The organism is Paraburkholderia sp. WC7.3g (genome assembly GCF_050436345.1).
Taxonomy (GTDB): domain Bacteria; phylum Pseudomonadota; class Gammaproteobacteria; order Burkholderiales; family Burkholderiaceae; genus Paraburkholderia; species Paraburkholderia podalyriae.
Genome location: NZ_JBNDMA010000002.1, coordinates 1,739,600 through 1,752,013, shown reverse-complemented (window position 1 = coordinate 1,752,013; position 12,414 = coordinate 1,739,600). Strand labels below are relative to the sequence as shown.

6 protein-coding genes, 2 tRNA genes and 3 rRNA genes are annotated in these 12,414 nt (G+C 59.2%); 4 read left to right on the top strand and 7 right to left on the bottom strand.

Going from position 1 to position 12,414, the window contains the following annotated elements; translation table 11 throughout:
• Positions 1-6: 6 nt before the first annotated feature.
• The 6 genes from rrf to OKW43_RS19565 form a co-directional block, all read right to left on the bottom strand.
• A 5S ribosomal RNA gene (gene rrf, locus OKW43_RS19590) occupies positions 7-120 on the bottom strand.
• 211 nt (positions 121-331) lie between these two features.
• Positions 332-3,213 (bottom strand): 23S ribosomal RNA (locus OKW43_RS19585).
• Positions 3,214-3,579: 366 nt separating this feature from the next.
• Positions 3,580-3,655 (bottom strand) — tRNA-Ala (locus OKW43_RS19580).
• Between the two features lie 53 nt (positions 3,656-3,708).
• A tRNA-Ile gene (locus OKW43_RS19575) sits at positions 3,709-3,785 on the bottom strand.
• Positions 3,786-3,862: 77 nt separating this feature from the next.
• A 16S ribosomal RNA gene (locus OKW43_RS19570) occupies positions 3,863-5,395 on the bottom strand.
• The 16S, 23S and 5S rRNA genes sit together here with 2 tRNA genes alongside, the layout of an rRNA operon.
• A 469-nt stretch (positions 5,396-5,864) precedes the next feature.
• A complete protein-coding gene (locus OKW43_RS19565; protein ID WP_187634967.1) occupies positions 5,865-6,980 on the bottom strand; it encodes an AI-2E family transporter in 1,116 nt (371 codons plus the stop codon).
• 271 nt (positions 6,981-7,251) lie between these two features.
• On the opposite strand from OKW43_RS19565, the gene OKW43_RS19560 reads away from it, so the two are divergent.
• The 4 genes from OKW43_RS19560 (at position 7,252) to OKW43_RS19545 (ending at position 11,135) form a co-directional block, all read left to right on the top strand.
• Positions 7,252-8,466 carry a DUF2863 family protein gene (locus tag OKW43_RS19560; protein ID WP_187634968.1) on the top strand — a complete coding sequence of 405 codons (1,215 nt, stop codon included), beginning with the start codon at positions 7,252-7,254 and terminating at the stop codon, positions 8,464-8,466.
• Positions 8,467-8,679: 213 nt separating this feature from the next.
• Positions 8,680-9,561, top strand: coding sequence for a response regulator transcription factor (locus OKW43_RS19555; protein ID WP_187634969.1), 882 nt, complete (start codon positions 8,680-8,682; stop codon positions 9,559-9,561).
• A gap of 110 nt (positions 9,562-9,671) precedes the next feature.
• Positions 9,672-10,346 carry an energy-coupling factor ABC transporter permease gene (locus tag OKW43_RS19550; RefSeq protein ID WP_187634970.1) on the top strand — a complete coding sequence of 225 codons (675 nt, stop codon included), beginning with the start codon at positions 9,672-9,674 and terminating at the stop codon, positions 10,344-10,346.
• A 171-nt stretch (positions 10,347-10,517) separates the two neighbouring features.
• Positions 10,518-11,135: a BspC domain-containing protein gene (locus OKW43_RS19545; protein ID WP_429449196.1), complete on the top strand. Its 618-nt coding sequence runs from the start codon at positions 10,518-10,520 to the stop codon at positions 11,133-11,135.
• A 110-nt stretch (positions 11,136-11,245) separates the two neighbouring features.
• Here the strand turns inward: OKW43_RS19545 and OKW43_RS19540 are convergent, their stop codons facing one another.
• On the bottom strand, positions 11,246-12,412 hold the full coding sequence (locus OKW43_RS19540; protein WP_429449194.1) for a M14 family metallopeptidase: 1,167 nt from the start codon (positions 12,410-12,412) through the stop codon (positions 11,246-11,248).
• Positions 12,413-12,414: the final 2 nt, after the last annotated feature.

The following is a 12,414-nucleotide window of genomic DNA, read 5'->3' as shown; positions in this document are numbered from 1 at the left end:
TAAGGAGCCTGACGATTACCTACTTTCACACGGGCAATCCGCACTATCATTGGCGTGGAGTCGTTTCACGGTCCTGTTCGGGATGGGAAGGGGTGGGACCGACTCGCTATGGTCATCAGGCATGACGGGTTGCTGCGTCGCGGGGTGCGCGCCACAGCCAATCTGGAAGAAGTAGTTTCTGGTGATGCTCACCAGGGTAAGGCAGGTTGTGTTGTTTCTGGCACAACACTGATCTCAACCGTGTGTGGTCTGCATAAGACCCTGCGCTTTGCGCAGGGTGGGGCATCCATAAGCGCTGAAGCGCTAACGGCTGCCGACACACACCGGTTATAGGATCAAGCCTTACGGGCAATTAGTATCAGTTAGCTCAGTACATTACTGTACGTGCACACCTGACCTATCAACGTCCTGGTCTTGAACGACCCTTCAAGGGGCTCGAAGCCCCGGGGATATCTCATCTTAAGGCGAGTTTCCCGCTTAGATGCTTTCAGCGGTTATCTCTTCCGAACATAGCTACCCGGCGATGCCACTGGCGTGACAACCGGTACACCAGAGGTTCGTCCACTCCGGTCCTCTCGTACTAGGAGCAGCCCCCTTCAAATATCCAGCGCCCACGGCAGATAGGGACCAAACTGTCTCACGACGTTTTAAACCCAGCTCACGTACCTCTTTAAATGGCGAACAGCCATACCCTTGGGACCGGCTACAGCCCCAGGATGAGATGAGCCGACATCGAGGTGCCAAACACCGCCGTCGATATGAACTCTTGGGCGGTATCAGCCTGTTATCCCCAGAGTACCTTTTATCCGTTGAGCGATGGCCCTTCCATACAGAACCACCGGATCACTATGACCTGCTTTCGCACCTGTTCGACTTGTCAGTCTCACAGTCAAGCACGCTTATGCCATTGCACTATCAGCACGATTTCCGACCGTACCTAGCGTACCTTCGTACTCCTCCGTTACACTTTGGGAGGAGACCGCCCCAGTCAAACTGCCTACCATGCACTGTCCCCGATCCGGATCACGGACCAGGGTTAGAACCTCAAACAGATCAGGGTGGTATTTCAAGGTCGGCTCCACGCAAACTGGCGTTCACGCTTCACAGCCTCCCACCTATCCTACACAGACCGGTTCAAAGTCCAATGCAAAGCTACAGTAAAGGTTCATGGGGTCTTTCCGTCTAGCCGCGGGGAGATTGCATCATCACAAACACTTCAACTTCGCTGAGTCTCGGGAGGAGACAGTGTGGCCATCGTTACGCCATTCGTGCAGGTCGGAACTTACCCGACAAGGAATTTCGCTACCTTAGGACCGTTATAGTTACGGCCGCCGTTTACCGGGACTTCAATCAGGAGCTTGCACCCCATCATTTAATCTTCCGGCACCGGGCAGGCGTCACACCCTATACGTCCACTTTCGTGTTTGCAGAGTGCTGTGTTTTTATTAAACAGTCGCAGCCACCAGTTTATTGCAACCCTTTCACCCTTCTGGCGCAGGCCAGTCAGGCTATGAGGGCGTACCTTATCCCGAAGTTACGGTACCAATTTGCCGAGTTCCTTCTCCCGAGTTCTCTCAAGCGCCTTAGAATACTCATCTCGCCCACCTGTGTCGGTTTGCGGTACGGTCACTGTGAAACTGAAGCTTAGAGGCTTTTCCTGGAACCCCTTCCAGTTGCTTCGTCGCCTAAGCGACTCGCCTCGCACCCTTGAATCCCGCGCCCGGATTTGCCAAAGCGCCTTCTCCAATGCAAGGACCGGGACTTCCAACACCCGGACAACCTTCCGCGATCCGTCCCCCCATCGCATTTCACAATGGTGCAGAAATATTAATCTGCTTCCCATCAGCTACGCATTTCTGCCTCGCCTTAGGGGCCGACTCACCCTACGCCGATGAACGTTGCGTAGGAAACCTTGGGCTTACGGCGAGGGGGCCTTTCACCCCCTTTATCGCTACTCATGTCAGCATTCGCACTTCCGATACCTCCAGCACACTTTCCAGTGCACCTTCGCAGGCTTACGGAACGCTCTCCTACCATGCACATTACTGTGCATCCGCAGCTTCGGTATATGGCTTAGCCCCGTTACATCTTCCGCGCAGGACGACTCGATCAGTGAGCTATTACGCTTTCTTTAAAGGGTGGCTGCTTCTAAGCCAACCTCCTGACTGTTTTAGCCTTCCCACTTCGTTTCCCACTTAGCCATATTTGGGGACCTTAGCTGGCGGTCTGGGTTGTTTCCCTCTTGACACCGGACGTTAGCACCCGATGTCTGTCTCCCGTGATTGCACTCTTCGGTATTCGGAGTTTGCTATGGCGTAGTAATCCGCAATGGACCCCACAACCATGACAGTGCTCTACCCCCGAAGGTGATACACGAGGCACTACCTAAATAGTTTTCGGAGAGAACCAGCTATTTCCAGGTTTGTTTAGCCTTTCACCCCTATCCACAGCTCATCCCCTAACTTTTCAACGTTAGTGGGTTCGGTCCTCCAGCACGTGTTACCGTGCCTTCAACCTGGCCATGGATAGATCACCTGGTTTCGGGTCTACACCCAGCGACTGGACGCCCTGTTCGGACTCGCTTTCGCTACGCCTGCCCTAATCGGTTAAGCTCGCCACTGAATGTAAGTCGCTGACCCATTATACAAAAGGTACGCCGTCACCCCTTCGCAGAGGCTCCGACTGTTTGTATGCATGCGGTTTCAGGATCTGTTTCACTCCCCTCCCGGGGTTCTTTTCGCCTTTCCCTCACGGTACTGGTTCACTATCGGTCGATCACGAGTATTTAGCCTTGGAGGATGGTCCCCCCATCTTCAGACAGGATTTCACGTGTCCCGCCCTACTTCTCGTACACCCAGTCCTTCCATGCTGTTTTCGTCTACAGGGCTATCACCTGCTATGGCCGCACTTTCCAGAGCGTTCGACTAACAATACAGATAACGTGTACAGGCTGCTCCCATTTCGCTCGCCACTACTCTGGGAATCTCGGTTGATTTCTTTTCCTGCGGTTACTTAGATGTTTCAGTTCACCGCGTTCGCTTCGCGTAGCCTATGGATTCAGCTACGGATACCTCAGAAGAGGTGGGTTTCCCCATTCGGACATCTCCGGATCAAGGCTCGTTTGCCAGCTCCCCGGAGCTTTTCGCAGGCTACCGCGTCCTTCATCGCCTGTGATCGCCAAGGCATCCACCACATGCACTTGTTCGCTTGACCCTATAACGGGTGTGTCTCTGTCGACCAGTGTTAGCGCTTTAGCGCTTACTCTGGTCCCATCCCCGGAGGGGACAGGTTCCCGAAGGAGTCGACCATTCACGTTCCGCTACAGGTTGAGTATTCGTGTTGCGCCGTATTCCAAAGCGATCTCTCGATCACCTTTAAAATACATCGATACAATCACAACCCTGATTCACCTACTCACACACCCATCTCCAGGCACGCTTTCGTGAATCTCTTTACTACTTCTTCCTGATTGTTAAAGAACGACAGCCGATATAAAGCTCGTGCCTCATACCGCCCTGACTGGCTCAATCGCCAATGCGCAACGCTCTGCCTTCATGCAGAGCCCTGCGCATTGAGGATTGGTGGAGGATGACGGGATCGAACCGACGACCCCCTGCTTGCAAAGCAGGTGCTCTCCCAGCTGAGCTAATCCCCCAGTCCCACAGCTATTCCAGAGGCCCCAGCCCTTCAGCTCACCAGACAAGACACTGGTGGGTCTGGATGGATTCGAACCATCGACCCCCGCCTTATCAAGACGGTGCTCTAACCGGCTGAGCTACAGACCCCTGAGCCTGTCTGCGTTTTCTTTCATCACCACAGCCGATAAGCGTGAGCACTTGATGCGAGCAATGCTCGACTCTGGAAAGGAGGTGATCCAGCCGCACCTTCCGATACGGCTACCTTGTTACGACTTCACCCCAGTCATGAATCCTACCGTGGTGACCGTCCTCCTTGCGGTTAGACTAGCCACTTCTGGTAAAACCCACTCCCATGGTGTGACGGGCGGTGTGTACAAGACCCGGGAACGTATTCACCGCGGCATGCTGATCCGCGATTACTAGCGATTCCAGCTTCACGCACTCGAGTTGCAGAGTGCGATCCGGACTACGATCGGTTTTCCGGGATTGGCTCCACCTCGCGGCTTGGCAACCCTCTGTTCCGACCATTGTATGACGTGTGAAGCCCTACCCATAAGGGCCATGAGGACTTGACGTCATCCCCACCTTCCTCCGGTTTGTCACCGGCAGTCTCCCTGGAGTGCTCTTGCGTAGCAACTAGGGACAAGGGTTGCGCTCGTTGCGGGACTTAACCCAACATCTCACGACACGAGCTGACGACAGCCATGCAGCACCTGTGTTATGGCTCCCTTTCGGGCACCCCCGGCTCTCGCCAGGATTCCATACATGTCAAGGGTAGGTAAGGTTTTTCGCGTTGCATCGAATTAATCCACATCATCCACCGCTTGTGCGGGTCCCCGTCAATTCCTTTGAGTTTTAATCTTGCGACCGTACTCCCCAGGCGGTCAACTTCACGCGTTAGCTTCGTTACCAAGCCAATGAAGGCCCGACAACCAGTTGACATCGTTTAGGGCGTGGACTACCAGGGTATCTAATCCTGTTTGCTCCCCACGCTTTCGTGCATGAGCGTCAGTATTGGCCCAGGGGGCTGCCTTCGCCATCGGTGTTCCTCCACATCTCTACGCATTTCACTGCTACACGTGGAATTCCACCCCCCTCTGCCATACTCCAGCGCTGCAGTCACCAATGCAGTTCCCAGGTTAAGCCCGGGGATTTCACATCGGTCTTACAGCACCGCCTGCGCACGCTTTACGCCCAGTAATTCCGATTAACGCTCGCACCCTACGTATTACCGCGGCTGCTGGCACGTAGTTAGCCGGTGCTTATTCTTCCGGTACCGTCATCCCCCAGGGGTATTAGCCCCGGAGCTTTCTTTCCGGACAAAAGTGCTTTACAACCCGAAGGCCTTCTTCACACACGCGGCATTGCTGGATCAGGGTTGCCCCCATTGTCCAAAATTCCCCACTGCTGCCTCCCGTAGGAGTCTGGGCCGTGTCTCAGTCCCAGTGTGGCTGGTCGTCCTCTCAGACCAGCTACAGATCGTCGGCTTGGTAGGCCTTTACCCCACCAACTACCTAATCTGCCATCGGCCGCCCCTTGAGCGCGAGGTCCCGAAAGATCCCCCGCTTTCCTCCTCAGAGCGTATGCGGTATTAATCCGGCTTTCGCCGGGCTATCCCCCACTCCAGGACACGTTCCGATGTATTACTCACCCGTTCGCCACTCGCCACCAGACCGAAGTCCGTGCTGCCGTCCGACTTGCATGTGTAAGGCATGCCGCCAGCGTTCAATCTGAGCCAGGATCAAACTCTTCAGTTCAAACCTGTTACTGTTTTCGGTCCATCTCTGAACCGGTCGCTCACTCAACGTACTGACGATGATCAATCCGTCTTCCGACAGATCAACCTTCCTCTGATACTGTGTGAGGCTTCCTGATACTGTTGCCTGACAGCAGGTTCCGCAGAACCCGCCGCCGCACCGCGCATCAAGCGCCCACACTTATCGGCTGTTAGTTTTTAAAGATCGTTCCGCCCAACCCGCAGCACCTGCACCACAACCACCGGCACCGCTTCGTTTGCGTCGCTGCATCTGCAGCAGAGAAGCGAGATTATGGAGAACTTCCTTCGGATCGTCAACAGGTTTTTATCACTCGCCTGACCTGCCCACGCCGCTGAAACCCCCGCCATCCAAGGCTTCCCGCTTCTCCGTGCCCCGGCGTCCGGAGCACGAAAGAGCGGAATTCTAGTCGCCGCAGTTCGAACATGCAAGCGAAATCCAAGGGTTTTCCTTAGGGCGCCTTTCCGATGCGACCCGGATCGTCTATCACCGGCGTTTTCGCCTCCGGCGACAGAGTCTGCGCGGCGGACGCGCCGATAGTCCAGTCATGCAACACGGTATAAGCGACCGCCAGCAACGTAGGGCCGATGAAAACACCAAGGAAACCAAACGCTAGCGCGCCGCCCAGAATACCGAGCATCACCAGAATCAACGGCATGTCGCTGTTCTTGCCGATCAGGATCGGCTTGATGACGTTGTCGGCCATGCCAACTACCAGCACGCCCCATATGACCAGAAAAATCGCCCATCCGGTCGAGCCACCCTGATACAGCCAGATCGCCGCGGGCAACCAGACAATGACCGGACCGCCCGGTACCACCGACAGAAAAAACGTAGCGAGCCCGAGCAATGCCGGCGCCGGTACGCCCGCCATCCAGCAGCCGAATCCCGCGAGAACCGCCTGCACAAGGGCCGTACCAAGAATCCCGTAGACCACGCCCTTCACCGTGCTGCCCGCCAGCGCCAGCAGATACTCGGCGCGCTCACCGGCGACTCGACGCATGCCTGCGTTCAGCCATGCGGCCGCCCCTTCGCCACCGGTATAAAAGAAGAACGCGAGCACGATGCTCAACGCCAGTAGCCCCAGTCCATGCGTCACCGCAAGCGCCGCCGCCAGAATCCACTTGCCGGCCGGCGCGGCGAGAGTGCGCACTTGCGCGATCAACTCGGAATTGCTGCTGGTCACGCGCTCCCAAAAGGCCTCGATGCTCGAACCAACCAGCGGGATCCGCTGCACCCACGGCGGCAGATCGGGCAACCCCGAGTCGAAAAGTCTTTGCACCAGCGCCACGATATCGTGAACATGCGCGCCGAACGCGAAACCCGCATAGACGAATGGCCCGAGCACCACGACCAGAATGATCAGCACGATCAAGGTTGCGGCCAGCTTGCGCCGCCCGCCAACCACGCGGGTGAGTCGCCGGTAGAGTCCCCAGGAACTGTAGCTGAGGATGGCCCCCCACAACAGCGCGGTCGTGAAAGGCGCCAGTACCAGCAACGACCCGCCCACCAGCACAATCAACGCGAATACCGCGGCAAGTCGTTCGATCAGTTGGTCCGATTTCACGATGAATCTCCTATTGCGCCAGATCGTGGCAATGAAATGACACACGCCCGCCAGGCGCCCCACTGAACGCCGCCAGCATAGAAGCGAGTCGGACGTCCGAGGGTGTCTTATACCATCAGGCCAAGGCAAGATGCGTCGCGTGCGACGTGCCGGTGGCAAACACCTTTTCGAGATGAAAGCGCCCGAATCAGCCGGAGATTGCCGACCAACCGATATAGCTGCCTGGAAAAGACTACAATCTAAGGTTCCGTGCCCCCAATTTCCTGGATTTATGCGCTCGCGAATCGCCAAACGTCTCCCTCCCGACGCCGACAAGCTCGTCGGTCTCTCGCTCGCGCTTTTCGCGTCGGGCAGCCGTACCGAAGATCGCTTCTGGGAAGCGAAGCTCGACGCGCTGCTGGCCAAAATCGTGCGCAACGCCAACCAGACTACGCTGGACGCCGCGCTCGACCATCTGCAGCAAAACCATCCCGATGCCTACGGTGCGCTGGCCGACATGGCGGAAACGCACAGCGAATCGTTCGTGATCGAACACGAAGGCGTGTCTTACGAAGCGCTGCTGATCGCCGCGCCCGTGCTCGCCTGGACCCGCTACGTGATTCCGTCCGGCCCCCTCAAGTCCGACGCCGCCGACGTCCTGCGCGCGCACCTGCAGGCGCACGTGCTCGCCGCCAACACGCGCGTGGCAATGGCTCCGTTCCTGTACAGCATCGACCAGTTACCGCGCCATCACGTCGAAACGTGGCGCATCGCCCAGCAACTCGCGCAAGCCGCGCTCAGCGGCGGCAACGCGAAGCTAAACTTCGGCGAACTGCCGGAGACCTCGCCGATCCTGGCGGACCCGCGCTTTCTGCTAGCAGTAGTCGCCGCACCCATCGGCGAAGCGACGTTCCGCTGGCAGGAAGAAGAGCACGGCACTCGCATCGAGCGCGGCCAATGTCTGGAGCAATGGGCCACGCAAGGCGGCGCGAATCTGTCGGTCGTGCTGCCGGGCTGCGAATTTGAATGCCTGCTGCCGGATGCGTACTACTCCGCCTGCCGCGACGCCGACGAAAGTGTGCGTCCGCACACCGTGCGTACCGCCGTGCGTTATCTTTTCGACACAATTGGCGCGGCGCCGCAGGACCTGCGCGCGGTGGTCGCCGGCTTCGGCGAACGGCGCATCGACGAGTACCGCGTCGGCTTCACGCGCAAGGGCAGCAACGACGTGATCTACGGGGTGGTGTGGCCACTCTACGGCCGCGAAAACGGCGAGCCGGGCATCGACGAGGAGCCGGAGGAAATCACCGGATCGGACGAGCCGCTCGAGGAAATCGTCGCATTGCTCAAGGAAACCGGCATCACAGATGTGCGCCGCCACGCGGGCCGCTTCGAGCCGGAATATTGCGACGACTGCGGCGTGCCGCTGTATGCGGACCCGCTCGGCGAAATCGTCCATGCGGAAATGCCCGAGGACGCTGAACCCGCGCAACCCCATTTCCATTGATCCCGACGTCGACATCACACCTTATCGCGAAAAAGCCCCGTCCATGCGGGGCTTTTTTTGTCGAATGTCCGCCTTTCTTATGCCTTTTGGACAGCCGTCAAAACGAAGGGAATTTGTCATCATAGGCACGGCGACGCATCGCCGTGATCGAGTCAGCTTCACGAGTCCCACAGATGCGTCGCGCCATTTCGCCCGACACATCTGGAGACATGCATGCGCTTCGCGATTCTCAATTCAAACGCAGAACGACGTGATGGACTCAAGGCGCTGCTGCGGCAGATCGACCGGCTGGCGCGCTTCACCGAAGCCGACGAATGGCGTCTGCTAGAACGTCCGTTCAAGCGTTATCGGCCTGATCTTGTCGTGATCGACTGGGAGGACTGGATGTCGGTTGCGCAGGTTCGCGCGTTGCTCAGCCAGTTCCCCGACCTGCGCATCAGCGTGCTCACCGACGGGACCTTGCCAGCGCTCGTGCGGGCGCTGATGGACGAAGGGGTGCTCGGCGTCGTTCCACGCGACACCGATCCCTGTCTGATCGTGCGCGCATTGGAAATGGTGCTGCTCGGCGGTCACTACGTGCCGCCCGGCGCGCTCGCGATCGATCCGCCGCTGCCGACCGACACCACGATCCGTACATTCGATGAAGAAAGTCCTCCGCCCCGCCGCAACAAACTCTCGAGCGGACTGTCACCGCGGCAGGAGCAGATCATGCGCTGCGTGCACATGGGCAGCACCAACAAGATGATCGCGCGCACGCTCGGCATCAGCGAAGGCACGGTCAAGATCCACCTGACGAGCATATTCCAGCAACTCGGCGCGCCCAATCGCGCCGCCGCGGTCGCGCTTTACAACGGCTGGCTCACGAATCATTTGCAAGTTCTGCGCAACAACGGCGAGGACAGCGCGCGGCCTGTGATACGCGGGCAGCCTGGCCCGGTTCCGCTCCGGCGCCGCAACCACGGGCGCTTCCTGTACCCGTTGCCCGGCGGCGACACCAGTAGCGCGCTGCCGCTCGCTGCGGAGCCCACCAAGTCCTATGGCGAGGCCACACCCGGCGGACCCGCGCGGAAGTCGGTCCGGCCGGACTCCGCATGAGACGGGTCGCGGCGCGCACGGCTTGGAACATCCGCATGCGCGCAGGTTGACGGTGGGCTGGCATGGAATCCGCTCACACCTTTTGTCGTCCAACGAGTAATATGAGATTCATGGGTTTCCTCTACACACCGCTTCCGTTCTGGGTCGCTGTCGGTGGCTGGATTGCCACTGCGATGGCGGTCGCGCTCGCGCTGTGGAAAAACCCTTTCAAAAGACTTCAGGACGGCACGCTCCAGCATGTCTGGCTCGCCATAATCGTTGCGGTGTCGGTGCTGTGGGCGAGCAACGCCTGGCTCGACGACGGCACCGTGATGCACCTGCTCGGCGCCACGCTTGTCGTCACGCTGTTCGACTGGGGGCTCGCCCTGATCGCGATGGCGGTGGTCACGGGGCTGGCCGCCGTCGTCTTCGATGCACCCTGGCAGGGCATCGCGCTGACGTTCCTCGTATACGGCGCACTGCCCGTCGCCATCTCGACGTTGCTCCAGCGCATGTGCACCGCATGGCTGCCGCGCAATCTTTTCATGTTCATCTTCGGCCAGGGCTTCGTTTCGCCCGCCATCGCCGTGTCGTTGACCGCGGCGGCAGCGCTCGGCATTCATATAGCGGTCTCCGGCGGTTCGATGACTGTGGTGCCCATCGGCTACGCACTCAGCGTGCTGCTGCTCGCCACCGGCGAAGCATGGTTCACTGGCATGGCGACCGCGCTGATCGCGGTCTACCGTCCCGCGTGGGTTACCACGTACGATGTGCGGCGTTACCGGCTGGGAGGCCCGCGCACCTGAGCGCTTCGGGCTCGCGTGCGGTGCTCCTGTGATAATTGGCGCCTCGTCGTTGGAGGCTCTTCGGGCGGCCCCACGAGGACAAGATGTCAGAATATTTTCAGCGACATTGAACTCAACCCTTGCGCGGGGCATCTTATGTGCCTCATCTCCCATTTGCGTCTAAAGAACTAGATGGATCGCACCAATGTACCGCGCCGATTGCTGCGGGTGATCGGCCGGTTGGCAGCCTGCGCAGCGGGTCTCTCGCTCACCTGCGCGGCTCCCGCATTCGCTGATCAACTCGAACAGCACAACGACCTCGTCAACAGATTTATCACCGAAATGCACGCGGATCCGCTCGTCGCGGACTGCGCCGCGCATGGCGACTTTGTCGCGAGCACGTCGACCGCGTTCGACCACGTCGAATTTCCGTCCAGTTCGTTCGACAGCGCGCACTCGTCGGTCACGCCGTGGAACGACTCGTTCGACGAAGGCAAGCAGCGCGTCAAGGTGGACAGCATCGTCACCGTCGAGGGCGTCGGCGTGCGCCAGAACAGCTCGGCCGAGCCGGCCGAGCTGAAATTCCGCTGCGGCTATGTCGGCTCGCAGATGCTCGCGTTCAGCTGGAACGATCCAGCGCCGCCGAACCGTGCGCATAGCGAGGGATCCGGCAAGCACAAAGGCGGCAAAGGCAAGCATGCCGTCGGCGGCAAGACGCCGAAGAAGTCGTCGAAGACAGGCTCGGGTCAATCGTCGCGCGCAACGTCGAGCAAATCGGCAAACAAGACCTCGAAGAAAAAGAGCCAATAACATCTGGCGCTGATCGACTCACGCCGGTCGTCCGATCAGTCGCCGCAATAAAAAAGAGGCACGCACTTTTTCAGTGCACGCCTCTTTTTTGCGACCATCCGTCCGCTTCTTCAGGCGAACGTCTCCACGTGACGCAGAATCGCCTGCAACATTGCGGCGCCCAGCGATGCGCTGCGCTCGCCGTTCCAGCCCACCCGCTCGTCGGGCAGATTCGCGTTGTCCTTGAACGGCATTTCCAACGTCAACGACAGACAGCCGAATTCGTTGCCGATGTACTTCGACGCAAGCTTCAATGCATCCTCGCGATACTTGCTCGGCGCATAGCCATACTTGTCCTGAAAATCCGGACTTGCGTGCTTGAACGCCTCGATGAACGCCTTCTGCTCGCGCCCCTGCCGCTCGGTGAAGCCCGGGAGCATTTCGGAACCCGCGACGAATACGTACGGCAGCGCCTCGTCGCCATGAACGTCGAAGAACAGGTCGCAACCCGTCGCATGAATCGCGTCACGCACCGCCAGCACCTCGGGACTGCGCGCGGCATCCGGCTCCATCCATTCGCGATTCAGGTTCGCGCCGGCCGCATTGGTGCGCAGATTGCCGCGCACGCTGCCGTCCGGATTCATGTTCGGCACGATGTGGAACACCGCGTGATCGTAAAGCTTGCGCGCGACCGGATCGCCCGCCCAATCGCCCCAACCCACCAGGCGCTTCACGAACCCTTCGATAAACCATTCAGCCATCGTCTCGCCCGGATGCTGGCGGGCGATCAGCCAGATGTTCTGTTTCGGCGTGGCGCTGGCGGCATCGTCCGCCGGCGGCGTGCCGAGCGTGAGCAGCGAGATCGGTCGTCCTTCGACGGTCTTGCCGAGTTCGGTCAGCGACGCGTGCGGCATCTGCTGCACGGCGCCGAGAAACTCGGCATGGCGTTCCTCGCTATAGGGTTCGAAGTACGCGTAATAGATGCTGTCGAAATCAGGCGTGTGGTCGATCGTCAGCACGCGGCCGTCGTACGAGGTCGGCACGCGGAACCAGTTCACGCGGTCATAACTCGCGACTGCCCGATAATCGTGCCAGCCCTCCGCGAACGCGCACGCGGCGGCGTTCTCGAAGCTCATCACGCAGCGCTCGCCCGCCGCGCCCGACAGACGGAAATAGAACCACTGCGCGAACTCGGCGTGGCTGTCGGACCGCACGCGCAGGCGAATATCGCCGGCGTCCTCGCAGGACAGCACATCAATCGCGCCTGCGTCGAAATTGCTCGTAATCGATAACGTCATGA